13 protein-coding genes are annotated in these 16,074 nt (G+C 30.7%); 7 read left to right on the top strand and 6 right to left on the bottom strand.

Going from position 1 to position 16,074, the window contains the following annotated elements; translation table 11 throughout:
• Positions 1-386: 386 nt before the first annotated feature.
• The 4 genes from D1816_RS09945 to D1816_RS09930 all read left to right on the top strand — a co-directional run bounded on the left by D1816_RS09945 (position 387) and on the right by D1816_RS09930 (position 4,606).
• Entirely contained in the window at positions 387-2,306 is a 1,920-nt protein-coding gene (locus D1816_RS09945) for a sensor histidine kinase (protein ID WP_158597707.1), read from the top strand.
• Positions 2,299-2,931 carry a response regulator transcription factor gene (locus D1816_RS09940; RefSeq protein ID WP_118502608.1) on the top strand — a complete coding sequence of 211 codons (633 nt, stop codon included), beginning with the start codon at positions 2,299-2,301 and terminating at the stop codon, positions 2,929-2,931. Before D1816_RS09945 ends, D1816_RS09940 begins: the two co-directional genes overlap by 8 nt.
• 146 nt (positions 2,932-3,077) lie before the next feature.
• A complete protein-coding gene (locus D1816_RS09935) occupies positions 3,078-3,332 on the top strand; it encodes a T9SS type A sorting domain-containing protein (protein ID WP_066319082.1) in 255 nt (84 codons plus the stop codon).
• Positions 3,333-3,598: 266 nt separating this feature from the next.
• Positions 3,599-4,606: a 3-oxoacyl-ACP synthase III family protein gene (locus tag D1816_RS09930; RefSeq protein WP_066319085.1), complete on the top strand. Its 1,008-nt coding sequence runs from the start codon at positions 3,599-3,601 to the stop codon at positions 4,604-4,606.
• A 267-nt stretch (positions 4,607-4,873) separates the two neighbouring features.
• On the opposite strand, the gene D1816_RS09925 is transcribed toward D1816_RS09930, so the two are convergent.
• On the bottom strand, positions 4,874-7,267 hold the full coding sequence (locus D1816_RS09925) for a TonB-dependent receptor domain-containing protein (protein WP_118502606.1): 2,394 nt from the start codon (positions 7,265-7,267) through the stop codon (positions 4,874-4,876).
• 422 nt (positions 7,268-7,689) lie between these two features.
• Between D1816_RS09925 and D1816_RS09920 the strand changes: the two genes are divergently transcribed.
• Complete coding sequence (locus tag D1816_RS09920) at positions 7,690-8,052, top strand: CoA-binding protein (protein ID WP_066319091.1); 363 nt, start codon at positions 7,690-7,692, stop codon at positions 8,050-8,052.
• On the opposite strand, the gene D1816_RS09915 is transcribed toward D1816_RS09920, so the two are convergent.
• Together D1816_RS09915 and D1816_RS09910 are read right to left on the bottom strand one after the other, a co-directional pair.
• Positions 8,029-9,468: a sodium:solute symporter gene (locus D1816_RS09915; protein ID WP_118502604.1), complete on the bottom strand. Its 1,440-nt coding sequence runs from the start codon at positions 9,466-9,468 to the stop codon at positions 8,029-8,031. The two genes, D1816_RS09920 and D1816_RS09915, sit on opposite strands and share 24 nt — an antisense overlap.
• A 59-nt stretch (positions 9,469-9,527) precedes the next feature.
• On the bottom strand, positions 9,528-10,214 hold the full coding sequence (locus tag D1816_RS09910) for an ABC transporter ATP-binding protein (protein ID WP_066319099.1): 687 nt from the start codon (positions 10,212-10,214) through the stop codon (positions 9,528-9,530).
• Between the two features lie 220 nt (positions 10,215-10,434).
• On the opposite strand from D1816_RS09910, the gene D1816_RS09905 reads away from it, so the two are divergent.
• Positions 10,435-11,031 (top strand): PAS domain-containing protein, encoded by a 597-nt coding sequence (locus D1816_RS09905; protein ID WP_118502602.1) that lies wholly within the window; start codon positions 10,435-10,437, stop codon positions 11,029-11,031.
• A 62-nt stretch (positions 11,032-11,093) separates the two neighbouring features.
• Here the strand turns inward: D1816_RS09905 and D1816_RS26080 are convergent, their stop codons facing one another.
• The 3 genes from D1816_RS26080 to lnt all read right to left on the bottom strand — a co-directional run bounded on the left by D1816_RS26080 (position 11,094) and on the right by lnt (position 15,180).
• The gene (locus tag D1816_RS26080) at positions 11,094-11,645 is read right to left on the bottom strand and encodes a hypothetical protein (RefSeq protein WP_233565226.1); all 552 of its coding nucleotides are present in this window, start codon (positions 11,643-11,645) and stop codon (positions 11,094-11,096) included.
• A gap of 23 nt (positions 11,646-11,668) precedes the next feature.
• Complete coding sequence (locus tag D1816_RS09895; RefSeq protein ID WP_118502600.1) at positions 11,669-13,531, bottom strand: ABC-F family ATP-binding cassette domain-containing protein; 1,863 nt, start codon at positions 13,529-13,531, stop codon at positions 11,669-11,671.
• A 68-nt stretch (positions 13,532-13,599) separates the two neighbouring features.
• Positions 13,600-15,180, bottom strand: coding sequence for an apolipoprotein N-acyltransferase (gene lnt, locus D1816_RS09890; RefSeq protein WP_118502598.1), 1,581 nt, complete (start codon positions 15,178-15,180; stop codon positions 13,600-13,602).
• A gap of 135 nt (positions 15,181-15,315) precedes the next feature.
• On the opposite strand from lnt, the gene D1816_RS09885 reads away from it, so the two are divergent.
• A complete protein-coding gene (locus tag D1816_RS09885; RefSeq protein WP_369887309.1) occupies positions 15,316-16,068 on the top strand; it encodes a phosphatidylcholine/phosphatidylserine synthase in 753 nt (250 codons plus the stop codon).
• Positions 16,069-16,074 lie beyond the last annotated feature (6 nt).

Genomic DNA, 16,074 nt, shown 5'->3' with positions numbered 1-16,074 from the left:
TTATTGGTTTAAATTATTTATCTAATCTATTAAAGATTTTTTAATTTTTGTTGCTCATTATCTTTTAATAATTTTGAAAGTTGTTATTCCTTCGTCTTTACTATGAAAAGATTGCATGTTATTTTTTGTAAAAATCGAAGTATTAAAACGGTATAATATGTATTTCATCTTTGTTATACATAAAAAAAAGAATGATATGAGCTAAAAACGCTTTTATTCTTATATTACCACCTTAGAAATACCCTATTAGAATGCTTAAAAGTAAAGTGTACATATTCGTTTTTATTATAGCTTGTAATTCACAAATATTTTCACAACATAAAAAAGATATACTTACTTTAATTACAACAGTAAAAAATACAACCGAAAAAACGAAAAAGTTACTTTTGTTAGATTCATTATCTAATGAAATTAGTAAAATGCAGTCTAATGATTTTGATTTTTACAAGAAAAATTATGCAAAGTATACAAATCAATATATCGCATTAGCAAAAACACTGGATAGTATTGACTTGGCAGCATTTGAGACATCAAAATTTACATATCATTATCTTAATATCATAGGAAAACCAGACTCTGCTCATATTATTATAAACAATATTATAAGAGATAGTAATAGTATAAAAAAGAGAGTAAACTTGGCACATCTTTATGTGAAAAGAGCAGGGGCAAGTTATCAAACTGATCATTTAGAAAATGCCATAAAAGATTATTCCAGAGCAGAAAAAATATATCATCAAACAGGAGATTCTATATATGAAGCAGATGCAATCTACTTTAATGGGCAAGCAACCGAACGATTAGGAAAACTTGGGCAAGCGGTGCTTAAATATCAAGATGCTAATAAACTATATGCTAAACTTAAGGATACTGCATATGTTGCATTTAGTGGGTTAGCGGTATCTGGTATTTTTAGCCAATTATATCTTTTAGAAAAATCTTTTGAAGAGAGACAAAAAATCAGAAAATTATTAAATAGTCAAAAGCATAAAGATTATATAGCCCTATCAGAGTTATACATAAATGATGCACGAGATTTTGTAAAGAAAAAAGAATATATAAAAGAAGAACAAGCTTATCTTAAAGCGTTAGAGTTATTAAAAACTAAAACCAAAGAAGCAAGAGACCTGTTTAGAATAAGATCGTATCTTTCTGAGTATTATGCTAATCAAAATCAATTAGTAAAGGCTAAAAAGTATTTAGACACTTTAGAACAAAGTCCTAACTTGGTTACTAATTCTTTTGACAGAATATTTTACCTTAAAGCATTAAGCAGATTTAAAAAAGCAGATAAAAAATATAAAGAAGCAATTGCAGCTTTTGAAGAAGAAATAAATATCTTCAAAAAATCAGGAGATATAAGAGGTCAGGTTGCTTTAGAAAAAGAACTTTATGAGTGTTATAAAAAAATTAATAATAAGACAGCAGCTCTAGCTCATTTAGATAGATATACTGTCTTAAAAGACTCTATATATAGTTTGACACGTTCTAATAGTGTAATTTATTATAAGACACTATATGAGACAGAAAAGAGAGATAATAAAATAGCAATTCAAGAAGCGAGTATTAATATATTAGAGGAAAAAGATAAAGCAAAACGTAATCTTTTAATCTTTGGGGGTATTGGGTTGAGTTTGGTGTTTTTATGTGTGTATCTGTTTAGAAACAGAACACTTTTGATGCGTAATAAACTTTTACAACAGTCTTTTTTGCAAGAACTATTACAAACACAAGAAAGAATAAGCAAAAGGATTTCAAAAGATTTACATGATAGCGTTGGACAAAGCCTACTATTGATTAAAAATAGAACTTTACAAAATGATGATAAACAAACTGCTGAAATCGTAGATGGAGTAATTAATGAGGTACGATCTATCTCTAGAAGTTTACATCCTTTTAAATTAGATGAGTTGGGACTTACGGTAACATTGCAAAGTAGTGTAGAAATGATTGATGATAGTTATGATATTTTTATTTCGGCAGAAATTGATAATATTGATAAAGTTTTTGATCAGGATAAAGAAATAAATATTTATAGATTGGTTCAGGAGAGTTTTAATAATATTCTAAAGCATTCTAATGCCCGGTCAGCAGAGATAAAAGTAATTAATAAGGATAATAATGTAGAAATCATTATAACTGATAACGGTAAAGGATTTGATGTTATCCAAGAAAAGACTTCTATGTCCAAAATTGGTTTAAAAACTTTAAGCGAACGATCAAAATACCTGAAAGCCAATTTTAAAATATTTTCAGAAATTAATCAAGGAACAACATTAGTATTTAATATCCCAAAGTATGGTTAAGCCAAATATACTTATTGCAGACGACCATCCTTTACTTTTAAAGGGGTTAGAAGGGTTTTTAAAAGAAAAAAAATATAATATTATAGCAACTTGTCTGGATGGGTTATCGGCCTACAATACTATTATTAAAGAAAAGCCAGATATCGCTATATTGGACATAGAAATGCCTAATATGACAGGTATAGATATAGCCAAAAATTGCAAACGATATGATATTAAAACAAAGATTATCCTAAATACTCTGCATAAAGAGAAAAAAATGTTCGAAGATGCCGTAAAATTTAATATACATGGATATTTGTTGAAAGAGTTTGCTTTAACTGAAATTGAATCATGTATCGCCAGTGTATGTGAAGGTAAACCTTACTTTAGCGAAAAAATATTCAAACGATTTTCTCATTCTTCTGATGAAAATACTAATATAGAGAGTTTAACTCGATCCGAAATTAAAATATTAAAGCTTATTGCAGATGAAATGACTAGCAGTGAGGTAGCTGATTTTCTTAGCATATCGGTTAGAACTGTAGAAAAACATCGTGCAAACATTATTAAAAAATTAAACTTAGATCAGAAACCAAATTCACTTCTTATTTGGTCTCAAAAAAATAAAGAAGCGTTATTATAGCATATTAGAAAACCAAAATTTTATCTAGACTAATACCATTTGTTTATAGTGAGGCACTCTTAATTACGTAAGGCTACGTATGTTTTTATATAAATTCAGAATATATATTTGTATCAATCAAAGACGAACAGTTTTTTTGTGAGAAGATGATTGAAAGTAGTAAAATAGAAACATTCTGTATTTACCCTAATCCTATGATGGGAGAGGTGTATATAGATTTTAAAAATCAAATTTCTAAAGCGTCTTATAAAATTTTTGATAAAAAAGGAAAGGTTGTTAAAGAAAGCAAGAAACTAATCCAAAGAAATACAATTTCATTAAAAGCATTACCTACTGGTATATATACTGTACGAGTAAAAAATAAAAATAAGGTAATGACTAAAAAACTTCTGAGACTATAAGTTTTAGGAAGATTGGGGGAAAAAAACTACTAACATTTTTGTTAGTAGTTTTTTCGTTTTAAGGTGTCTAGAGTTTGTTGTATACACTTTGATTTATTCATTATTTATACTTACCAAAATAGAATTTGTATTAACATTAGAGTTATTTTACTATGCATGCATACAATATGATTAGTGTTTCTTTTATCAAGATGCTAAGAATACATATATTGTTCGCCAGTTTTTAATTACCATAAAATAACGCACAATACACAATAATTAACTATATGTATACTTCGAAAATATCTGGATTAGGATCGTATGTTCCTGAGAATGTTGTGACAAATGATGATCTTTCTAAAATAATGGATACAAATGATGCTTGGATCCAAGAAAGAACAGGAATAAAAGAAAGACGCCATATAAAAAAGGGAGATGGTAATAGTACATCTACTATGGGAGTTAAAGCAGCAGAAATAGCATTAGAAAGAGCTAATTTAACTACAGACGATATAGATTTGATCATTTTTGCAACGCTAAGTCCCGATATGTATTTTCCCGGGGGAGGAGTTCGTGTGCAAGAAATGATGAACATGAGAACAATTCCTGCTTTGGATGTCCGCAATCAATGTAGTGGTTTTGTATATGCGATCTCTGTAGCTGATCAATTTATCAAAACGGGAATGTATAAAAACGTACTGGTGATTGGTAGTGAAAATCATAGTGGAGGATTAGATATGACCACTCGAGGTAGAGGTGTTTCAGTAATTTTTGGAGATGGAGCTGGAGCTGCAGTGTTGACCAGAAGCGAAAAAGAAGGTAAAGGTGTTTTATCAACACATCTGCATAGCGAAGGAGCACATGCAAAAGAATTATCTCTTGAAGGCCCTAGTACTGCACATTGGGTGCCAGAAATTATAGCAGATAATCCAAAAGAGAATATACCGTATTATCCATATATGAATGGACAATTTGTATTTAAAAATGCTGTGGTACGTTTTTCTGAAGTAATAAATGAAGGCTTACAGGCAAATAATCTTACATCTCAGGATATTGATATGCTGATACCGCATCAAGCAAATTTGAGAATTTCTCAATTTGTTCAAAAGCAATTTAAATTATCTGATGATCAAGTGTATAATAATATTCAGAAGTATGGAAATACTACAGCTGCATCTATACCCATAGCACTTACCGAAGCTTGGGAAGAAGGAAAAATTAAAGATGGAGATTTGTTAGTTCTTGCTGCATTTGGTAGTGGTTTTACCTGGGGTAGCGCTATCATTAGATGGTAAAAAGATATTATAAAATAAAAACGCGAAGCATATTAGCTTCGCGTTTTTGTGTTTAATTACTCGGTTATTAATTTTTTAAAGGCTAATTCAAATAAACCATAACCATGATTCTACTATATTAAACGTAATAAATTGCGATGTGTTACAGAATTTGTGAAATTTTTGCAATTATTTAACTTTAATACATTTTTAATTAAAAATCTTTAAATTTAACTAAATTAGTAAATATTTATTAATGTATTAACATTTTAACTGTAAATAACTAATCTATAGGATACCTCCGCCTGATTTTTCATTATTATCTCGTCTTTTTCTAGATAGTTTTTTATTTTTTCCACTTCCAAAACGATAAGATAAACCTAAATAGACTGTTTGTGTTTCTCCTTGAAACCTTCCATTTTGACGAAAAGGAACATCACTTTCAAACCTAAAACGCATGGTATTGAATAGGTCATTGTAATTGATACTAAAAGTTCCTTTACCATCTAAGAAATTGTAACGTGCTCCTGTGTTCACAAAATAAAACGGCTTAGATTCGAATTGAACCCCGTCCTGTGGCCCACGATAGAATCCAAATACTTGAAAGGTTAAGTTCTTTGTAGCTTTAAGACTATTATTTATCCTAAAATTATAGATTACGGCATCGACTTCTCTTGATATGTTATTAACTATACCTTTTTGAGTCTGTCCATATAGGTCAAAACTAGCATTTAAACTCCACCATTTAGTGGCTTTGTAATTTCCTGATATCTCGATTCCATAAGCAGAATTGTTATCAAAATTATCAAAAGTTAATATTTGCCCATCTGGTACAATAGGGTCTGTGATAAGTGTCTGGTTAATCTCATTATTTATAATTCTATAAAACACTCCACTTGTAATTGATCCGTTTTGTAATTTTCTAGTATAATTAGCTTCGATAGAATTGGTAAACTGTGGTTCTAAGTTTTGGTTACCTCTAGAAGTAATTCTAGGAACACTCCATTCACGTATAGGATTAACTTGATTTAAACCAGGTCTATCGACTCTTCTGCTATAACTTAATTGATAACTGTTTTTTTCACCTGGGGTATAAGAGATATATGCAGATGGGTAGATTGTAAAAATATCATCTTCGAATTTTCTAATAACATCATCTTGAGATGGTCTTTTTTCTATAAAAGTAGCATCCACTTGGTAGTTTTCTACTCTTGTGCCAATTTGGTAAGACCATTTTTCTAAGTTTTTGCCGTACGTAGCATAAATCGAATGAATATCACGATCATAGGTGAAGTTAGAGTTAGGAAAAAGTGTTGACGCATAATCATTATCGGTTCTGCGTAATCTAAGTTCATAACCAAGTTCTAATTTGGCTTTTTCAGATAGCGGATTAACATAATCAAGGTTGATTGTAGTATTTGTTCTATTATTACCAATTAAATCATTATAGGCTGTCGCTGTACCATTTCCGCCAGTAAAACTAAAATCATCATCACTATCACTTTCAAAATCATTGAAATCAACTTCTAATTCTATATTATGACCTTCTTTGATAAAATTATGTTTATAATCCAGATTGTAAGTACCGCCAAGATTATCACTATCGCTTATCAAGTTTTGAATTAAATCATCTTGATCGTTGTTTAAGAAAAGTACATCTGTAAAGCCTCTGGTTACTCCATCAAATAAATTTTGATTGGTATATACCGAAAATGTATTACGTTCATTAATATAATAATCGATCCCAATTTTAATTAAATGAGATTTATTGTTGTCCAAAAATCTAAAGTTCTGTCTACTATTATCATCTTCTCTAAACACAAAACCTCCATTTAAATTTTTGGTGATATTTGTGCCGTAATTACCGTAAATATTTACTTTACCTGTTCTGTAATTTAAATCTATAGAATTGTTAAAACGTGCGTTTTTATCAAAATTTACGCCGAGGTTTAAATTACCATTAAACCCCATATTACTATTCTTATGAAGTACGATATTAATAATTCCGCTCATCCCTTCCGGGTTGTATTTTGCTGATGGATTGGTAATAAGTTCAACTTTTTTTATCGAGGTAGAAGGGATTTGTTTTAATAATTGAGCAGCGCTTATATTCGTAGGTTTTCCATCGATAAGGATACGTACATTTTGATTTCCTCTTAGAGCTATATTACCATCCTGGTCTACATTTACAGAAGGAATATTATTCATGATTTCTGCTGCCGTACCTCCTGTAGTTGTAAGATCTTTTCCAACATTAATCACTTTGCGATCAATTTTTTGTTCGATTGTTGTTCGTTCTGCTACTATGGTTACATCATCTAATGATTCTGCCTCTTCATCTAGTGTGACTATGCCAATATCAATGTCTTTATTCGTTTTAGAAATATCTATAGTTCGTGAATAAGAAGTATACCCCATAAACTGAATTTTTAAGGTATAAGATCCTTTTGGAATATCAGCAATCAAAAAATCTCCATTTTCTGTACTAATGCCTCCACTAATAATTTTTTCAGAAACATCAGTAAGAACTACTGTAGCGTAGGGGATTGGTTGGTTTAAGTTTTTATCAACGATTTTACCTTTTATGGTACCCAGAATGACTCCGTCTTTGGGTTGTGCAGTGCTTAAAAGAGAATAGAATAGAAAAAGTAAAACACCAGTTTTTTTAATACTTGTTTTCATTTGATTGATTTTTGATTGATGAGTAAACGCACTAAATAATACTATTTGTTAGTGCATATAATTTTTAATGAACACGGTGATTAAGCGTGTGTATGAGTAAGACGAGTATCTAATATGTCTGTTACACTATAGTATTACTTTAACATTATATTAAAAATAAAAACCGCCCTTTTAAAAAGGGCGGTTTTCTATAATAACCAAATAGTAACACTAACCATCAACTATGAATAAAATTTGATTATTATTAAGTAACTAACTAACTAAATTTATGAAAAATCATATCTTTATAAGTAAGACGTAGTGCTTTGATTTGTGTTACAGGGTTCCTTTGTTTTTAACATTTTTACTGGGTTTTTTAACGTTTATCACCTAATTTTCCACGTAAAACATTAGATTTGAATTTAAAAATTGATAATGACCTTATGAGTAAAAGGACCATGGTGCTTGGTGCATCTTTAAAAACCAATAGATATTCTAATTTTGCAATACATAAATTAGTAGAAAATGATCATGATGTTGTAGCTGTTGGATTAAAAAAAGGAGAAGTCGCAGGAGTAGAAGTAAAAACAGAACTTAATAATTTAGAAGAAATTGATACGGTTACTCTTTATTTAAATCCTTCAAGACAGAGGCAGTATTACAATACTATTATAGCCCTTAATCCTAAAAGAGTAATTTTTAATCCAGGTACCGAAAATCCAGAGTTCTATCAACTCCTTGAAGAGAATAATATTGAAGTTGAGGTTGCTTGTACTTTAGTATTACTTTCTACGGATCAATATTAAACCAAAGAATGTAAGGAAGCCATTTAGGATTAATATAAAAAAACCAAATTCAAATCCAAACCAAATAGCACTATTATCACTTATAAAGTAAGATAGTACTGGGGCTAAGATAGCAACAATAGGTACTAATTTGTCCTTCACTTTTAGAGTTGTAAATAGGCCAAAAGCGTATAACCCTAATAAAGGCCCGTAGGTGTACCCTGCAAACACAAATAGTTTGGTAATTACACTTGCATCTTTGATCACATATTTAAAAATGATAATTACTAAAACCAATACAAACGAAAATAAGATGTGGATCTTTTTCCTAACCTTAACCTGATCGATAGCCGAATACTTTTTTTCGATATCTATAATATCAATACTAAATGATGTAGTAAGCGAAGTTAGTGCACTATCCGCACTACTATAGGCAGCAGCAATGAGTCCTAATATAAAAAATACAGCAATTCCGATTCCCAAATCACTTTGCGTGGCGATAACAGGAAACAGTTGATCTTTATGAGCATCTATACCATTTATACTTGCATATTGTGTTAATAATAAACCTAATCCTAGAAATATAAAGTTGACTATAGTTAAAACGATTGTAAACCAAAACACATTTTTTTGTGCGTCTTTTAGACTTTTACAGGTTAAGTTTTTTTGCATCATGTCCTGATCCAATCCAGTCATAACTATAGCAATAAAGATTCCTGATAAAAACTGTTTCCAGAAATAATTGGCACTTTTATAATCATCAAAAAAGAATATCTGCGATAGATTACTATCCATAACATAACCAAAAAGATTACCTTCTTCAATTGCAAGGCCATCAGAGATATAATAAATAGCTACTCCTAATGCAATAAGCATAAATAGGGTTTGCAGTGTGTCGGTCCAAACAATCGTTTTAATACCTGATTTGAAAGTGTACAACCAAATAAGTAAAATAGTAATAATTACAGTAACCCAAAAAGGAACACCCATGGCATCAAACATAATTGTTTGTAGTACATTGGCTACCAGAAATAATCTAAAGCTAGCTCCTGTTATCCTGGATATTAAAAAGAATGACGCCCCTGTTTTATAGGCATAATTTCCAAAACGCTCATCAAGATAGGTGTATATTGAAGTAAGGTTTAATTTATAATACAGAGGTAATAATACAGAACCGATAACAAAATATCCTATAATATAACCCAGAACCACCTGAAAGTATCCGAAACCAATTTTCTCGACAGCGCCAGGTACAGATATAAATGTTACACCACTTAAGGAAGCGCCAATCATACCAAAGGCTACAATGTACCAAGGTGATTGTCTATTTGCTTTGAAAAAAGCATCGTTTCCGGCTTGTTTTCCTGTGAAATATGAGATTAATAAAAGAATTCCAAAATAAGCTGCAATGAGAAGCAGAATATGTAAAGGTTGCATAAATTTTGGTTAAAATGAATCCCCAAAATACAAATTAACTAGAAATCCTAAACCATAAACTATTTATTTCTTATATCGCTTTCTATAATACCATCACGTAAACGAATTACTCTATGAGCATGCGCGGCAACCTCTTCTTCATGAGTTACCAGAATAACAGTATTCCCCGCAGCATGGATATCATCAAAAAGTTGCATGATTTCTAAAGAGGTTTTGGAGTCCAAATTTCCTGTAGGCTCATCGGCTAAAATAATCGAAGGTTTGTTGACCAGTGCTCTACCAACAGCAACACGTTGTCGTTGACCACCAGATAGTTGATTTGGTTTATGATCCATACGATCAGCAAGTCCAACATCGTTAAGAACTTCTTCTGCCCGCGTTACTCTATCTTTTTTTGAAATACCTGCATAAACCATGGGCAATGCTACATTATCTAATGCCGTAGTTCGTGGTAGTAGATTAAAAGTCTGGAAAACGAATCCGATCTCTTTATTCCTGATATCGGCTAATTCATTATCAGTCATTTGACTTACATCATTTCCGTTAAGGTTATAGGAACCAGAGGTTGGAGTGTCTAGACACCCCAATAGATTCATTAGTGTAGATTTCCCAGATCCTGAAGGCCCCATAATGGCTAAGTATTCGCCTCTGGCAATATCTAAGTCAATTCCCTTTAAAACATAAACTGTTTCTTGTCCTAATTGAAAATTTCTTATAATCTTTCTGATTTCAATAACGTTTCCCATAGAGTGATCTTTACCGATTGTTAAGATACAATTTTAGACTATATGACGCAGTCACCGTAAAGTTGTTACAATCTATTATTAAAAAATACTAGAAGATTTAGTTTAACCAAAAGAAGGTGTAAGTTAGAATTCATCAATGTATTTATTACTATGATTTTAATCATTTTTCGCACAAGATGTTGTAATTAATTTTGCCTGAAATTAACTAACAATAAGATATATGAAAGTACTTAAACGCCCCGAACCTATTAATGCAGAAATCATTTTGGATACGAAACAAACTATCATGAGTAAAACAAATCCAAAAGGAATCATTGAGTATGCAAATGATTATTTTATGGAAATATCTGGTTATGAAGAGTTTGAATTAATAGGACAACCTCATAATGTGATACGTCACCCAGATATGCCCAAAGTGATATTTAAATGGCTATGGGAGAGATTGAAAGAGAAAAAAAACATAAATGCCCTGGTAAAAAACTTAGCTAAAGATGGAAGATTTTATTGGGTAATTACAGATTTTGAAGTTAAGCTTGACGATAATGGAGAAATCAAATCTTTTTCTGCAAGGCGGAAAGCACCTCCAAGATCTACAATAGAGAAAATTAGTGCACTTTACAAGAAAATTTTATCTATAGAACAAGCTCGTGGAGTTGAGATAGCTGAAAAATATTTTGTAGGGTTTCTAGAAGAAAAAGGAATGACATATGATGAATTTATAGAGGATATATGCCTCTCTGAAACTCAAAAACCTGTTGATATGAAAGAACTTCAGTATTATAAGCGTAAGGGGTTATTTGTAAGAATGTTTAGATAATATAGAATTACTTATCAGGAAAATAAATGTTTTAAGCACTTCGAAATTTTATTTCGAGGTGCTTATAATCGTATAGTAAAGTGTTCTTTTGCCTGTTCTGTTCTAAAGAAAACAAAACCTAGATCAAAAGTATCAATGGTTACAGTTACTTTGGGATGATCTTTTATTTTTTCCCAGGTAGAGAGATTATCTTTAGATTTATATATATTATTGATCAATACTAACGAATCATTATGACTATTTGAAAATAAGATGTCTAGAGTTTTCATACTATAGTCGTTCGTATAGGCTAAATCGTAATGATCCGATTCAGTATTTTTTGTAACGGATGCCAAATCATCAATTTGTATGATTTGGTCTATAGGATAGGGTGAATAATCTAAGATCACAATGTGTTGACATTCTAAATATAAAATTACTCTATTGATAAGTTTAAGATTTTTTAAACTTAGATCATGTTTTTTATATGCGGATATAGTAATGTTATTTGATATGTTACTTTTTTTATCATAAAAACATTTAGTAACTAAATTATAGACAAAAGGCGAATGAACCCCATGTTGATTAGTAGATTTTAAAAGAAATTTAAAGTACCGTTTGATTCTAGTTAGCATAGGTATACTTATAAAAACTAAGACTATTCTTCCATAAGCTCTGATAATTCAAACCAACGCATCTCATTACTTTCAATTTGTTCTATAATTTTTTGAAGCTTTTGAGATTCTTCATTAATCTGATCTCCTTCTAGTTTTCCTTCTGCAAACAAACTTTCAATTTCTTTTTTTTGAATTTCTAACTTTTTTAAATCGCGTTCTATTCGATTAAATTCTTTTTGTTCATTATAAGAAAGTCCAGCTTTATTATCTTTTTTCCAACCTTTTTTAGGTTCTGTGTTTTCTAATTTAGAAACTTTAGGAGTACTACTATGTTCATAAACTCTATAGTCTGTATAATTACCAGGAAAATCTTGAATAATTCCTTCTCCTCTAAATACAAATAGATGATCTACAATTTTATCCATAAAATAACGATCATGGGATACTACTAGTAAACAACCCGGAAAATCTAACAGGAAATTTTCTAGTACATTAAGAGTAACAATATCTAAATCATTTGTAGGCTCATCAAGAATTAAAAAATTAGGATTTTGAATAAGTACAGTACATAGATAAAGACGCTTTCTTTCTCCTCCACTCAATTTTTCTACAAAATCGTATTGTTTTTTTCGATCGAATAAAAAACGTTCTAATAATTGTTGAGCAGATATTTGCCTTCCTTTTTTTAGTGGAATATAGTCACCAAACTCACGAATAACATCAATTACCTTTTGACCTTCTTTGATTTGAATACCACTTTGAGTATAATATCCAAACTTTATGGTATCTCCTATAACAACTTTACCATGATCAGGAAGAATACTACCTGTAATCATATTTAGGAAAGTTGATTTCCCAGTTCCATTTTTACCAATAATCCCAATACGTTCACCTTTTTTGAAAACATATTCGAATTTGTCAAGTAGCAGTTTGTTGTCAAAACTTTTTGAGATTTTATGAAGCTCTAGGATTTTACTCCCGATGCGCTCCATATTAATTTCAAGTTGTATTTGGTGATCATTACGACGTTTATGAGCACGCTCTTTGATTTCGTAAAAATCATCTATTCTTGATTTAGACTTTGTTGTTCGTGCCTTAGGTTGGCGTCGCATCCATTCCAATTCTTTTTTGAATAACTGTTTAGCTTTATCTGTTTCGGTTTGTTCATTGGCGATTCGTGCTTCTTTATTTGCTAAATAATAAGCATAGTTGCCTTTATATGAATATAATTTTCCGTTTTCTAACTCTATAATTTCATTACATACATTTTCTAAGAAGTAACGATCATGAGTTACCATAAATAATGTAAAGTTTTCTTTGGCAAAATATTCTTCTAGCCATTCTATCATTTCTAGATCAAGATGATTCGTAGGCTCATCAAGATATAATAGGTTAGGTTTGCTTAAGAGTATATTGGCTAATGCTAGACGTTTTTTTTGTCCCCCAGATAATGCACTTACCTTTTTGCTTAAATCGTCTAACTTAAGTTTAAATAAAATCTGTTTGTATTGTGTCTCAAAGTCCCATGCATTCATAGCATCCATTTGCTCAAAAGCATGCTGATAGGCTTCTGTGTCATCTGGATTTTGTAGTGCTTTTTCATAATCATTTATAACCTTAAGAATCTCATTGTCTGAAGCAAAAATAGTTTGCTCAATTGTAAGGTTGAGATCAAGATTGGGTTCTTGCGGTAAAAAGGCGACTTTTAGATTTTTTCGATATACTACCTGACCGTCATCCGGTTCTTCATCCCCAGCAACAATGTCTAATAATGATGTTTTTCCTGTTCCGTTTTTTGCAACAAAACCTATTTTTTGCCCTTCGTTAATTCCAAAAGAAATGTTTTTGAAGAGAACACGTTCTCCAAATGCTTTGGCGATATTTTCTACTGATACGTAATTCACAACTTTGTATAAGGGGTTAAAGGTACAAGGTTTCTTAGTTCTATGAAAGCTATTATGAATGTCGGTAACTATATTTTCTGCTTTCTTCGGGAAACCGAAAATAAAAATATAAATATCGATAGAAAAATAGATACTCGGGCTATGTAATTACCGGCTTTTGCATAAAAGGTGACTTTAGTATTTGTTTTTAAAGTTCCTTTTATAGCGCCTCTTTTTTCGTAACCAAGAGTATGTGTTATATTTCCGGTTTGATCTATGATAGCAGAAATCCCTGTATTAGCACTTCTTGCAATACTCCTACGAGTCTCTATAGCTCTTAATTTTGCATAGGATAAATGTTGTTGATGCCCTTGAGTATTACCCCACCATGCATCATTAGTAATAACAGCAAGAAAATTGGCCTTATTGTGAATGTACCCTGTTACAAATTCTCCATAGATACTTTCATAACAGATCATGGTACCTACACCGATACTATCCTTAGTAAAAAACACTTCTCGATCTTCTTGAGTAGTTTTTTTTGCAACTGTACCTCCTAAATCAATCATAGCATCACCAAGTATTGGTTTTAAAACACTTTGATAAGGGAAATTTTCAACGCCAACAACAAGTTTACTTTTATGGTAAAGTTCTGATGTTTGATCAGGGCGTATAAAAAAGGCCGAATTATAGTCATCATAAAAATCATTTTCTCTAATCACATTACTTTGAGAATGAAACCTTGCTGGGTCACTAAAGCGATCATACAATGATATTCCAGAAAGGAAATGAGTTTTTGGGTGATCTTTTAAAATTTTTTGAGCTACATTTTTTGCGATAGAATTAGGAAAACTCTTTAACTTGTTATTATCGGCAAATACTGTTTCCGGAGCAATTATAAAATTGGTTTCTTTTGTTAAAACAGTATGTGATAACGAATCCAAAAGCAAACCTATTCGTTGATCACTAGTATTGTACTTTTCGGTATATGGATTAATGTTAGGTTGTAAAATAACAACTTCTATATCCTTTCCTTCTTCCTTGTATGTTTTTAAAATAATAACAGAAATTAAAATAGGAATTATTATAATTAGACCATTACGAATAGCTGCTCTATAAAGAATAGTTTTGTCTTTATGTTCTTTAAAAAGTAAAATAGCTTTTAGAACGCTAATATTTACAATCCATATCCAAAGAGAGCCTCCAAAAGTTCCTGTATATTCATACCATTGTATCCAAGAAGTAAAATTAGAAAAACCATTACCTAAATTAAGCCATGGCCATGAGAGTTGCCATTGTAAATGAAAATACTCAAAACTCATCCAAAAACACATCAAAAAGATACTAGCAATTGTAAAATTTGCTCTTTTTGCCACAATATGATAGAACAAAAACACTAATGTCATGAGTAGTGTGTTGACAATCTCGGCAAACCACATACCAAATGCTGAAGAGTTATATATCCACCAAGTTGCAATGATATTCCAAATAAAAAATGTTAGATAAGCTAAGCCAAAGACTTTAGTTTTACTGAATTTATCTGCCCGAATATTCTTTTCCGCAATTAGAATAGGTATAAACGCAAAGAAGAGAAATAATGGGAAACCATATGTTGGCCAACTTACGGCAAGTAATAATCCAGAGAGGATAGCTAATACAACGTTTTTCATATTGGAAATGATACACTAAGATCTAATAACGAAATTAAACTTATTTAGTTACAATTAATAAAATTGAATACTTCTTTTTTGTTAAGTTTGATAATAATAGTTTGCTATTTTTACACAAAATCATTTTTTATGTGGATTAAAAAACAAATTCCGAATCTCATCACACTATTAAACCTTCTTTGTGGTTGCATTGCTGTAATTTTTGGAGTTCATGGAAATTTGGAATTAACTGCATTTTTTGTAATGCTGGGAATAGGCTTTGATTTTTTTGATGGCTTTGCTGCACGAATTTTAAATGCGCAAAGTGAATTAGGATTACAGTTGGATTCTCTTGCAGATATGGTTACTAGTGGGGTAGCACCTGGTATAGTAATGTATCAGCTATTATCACAGGTATTTGGAAAACCATTTTATGCAGTACCTCAAGGATGGGATACTAATGAGATAGTAATGAGCCTAGATTGGTCTTATCTATCCCTGTTGGGGTTATTAGTGACACTAGCTTCTGCATATCGATTGGCTAATTTTAATATAGACACCAGACAAACTAGTTCTTTTATTGGTTTACCAACTCCGGCAAATACGTTATTAATTGTTAGTTTGCCATTAATTCTTAAATACCAACAAGAAATTTGGGTTGTAGAATTAATACTTAACAAATGGTTTTTGATAGCACTTACGGTAGTAAGTTGTTATTTGTTAAATGCAGAAATCCCTTTATTTGCATTAAAATTTAAAACCTGGGGACTAAAAGGAAACAAGGTTCGGTATATTTTCTTATTATGTACAATAGTAATGATATTACTATTTAAATTTGCTGCTATTCCTTTAATTCTATTGCTTTATGTATTAATGTCATTAGTGTTCAAAAAGGAATCATCAAATTAATAAAGA

The sequence above is a fragment of the Aquimarina sp. AD10 genome (genome assembly GCF_003443715.1).
Taxonomy (GTDB): Bacteria; Bacteroidota; Bacteroidia; order Flavobacteriales; family Flavobacteriaceae; genus Aquimarina; species Aquimarina aggregata.
The sequence above is the reverse complement of the archived record's forward strand: the minus strand, read 5'-3'. Positions and strand labels throughout refer to the sequence as shown.

What these genes read in the sequence shown, in the direction of transcription:
- D1816_RS09940 (WP_118502608.1), top strand. Translation starts at nt 2,299, where the DNA reads ATGGTTAAGCCAAATATACTTATTGCAGACGACCATCCTTTACTTTTA.
- D1816_RS09935 (WP_066319082.1), top strand. Translation starts at nt 3,078, where the DNA reads ATGATTGAAAGTAGTAAAATAGAAACATTCTGTATTTACCCTAATCCT.
- D1816_RS09930 (WP_066319085.1), top strand. Translation starts at nt 3,599, where the DNA reads ATGTATACTTCGAAAATATCTGGATTAGGATCGTATGTTCCTGAGAAT.
- D1816_RS09925 (WP_118502606.1), bottom strand. Translation starts at nt 7,267, where the DNA reads ATGAAAACAAGTATTAAAAAAACTGGTGTTTTACTTTTTCTATTCTAT.
- D1816_RS09920 (WP_066319091.1), top strand. Translation starts at nt 7,690, where the DNA reads ATGAGTAAAAGGACCATGGTGCTTGGTGCATCTTTAAAAACCAATAGA.
- D1816_RS09915 (WP_118502604.1), bottom strand. Translation starts at nt 9,468, where the DNA reads ATGCAACCTTTACATATTCTGCTTCTCATTGCAGCTTATTTTGGAATT.
- D1816_RS09910 (WP_066319099.1), bottom strand. Translation starts at nt 10,214, where the DNA reads ATGGGAAACGTTATTGAAATCAGAAAGATTATAAGAAATTTTCAATTA.
- D1816_RS09905 (WP_118502602.1), top strand. Translation starts at nt 10,435, where the DNA reads ATGAAAGTACTTAAACGCCCCGAACCTATTAATGCAGAAATCATTTTG.
- D1816_RS26080 (WP_233565226.1), bottom strand. Translation starts at nt 11,645, where the DNA reads ATGCTAACTAGAATCAAACGGTACTTTAAATTTCTTTTAAAATCTACT.
- lnt (WP_118502598.1), bottom strand. Translation starts at nt 15,180, where the DNA reads ATGAAAAACGTTGTATTAGCTATCCTCTCTGGATTATTACTTGCCGTA.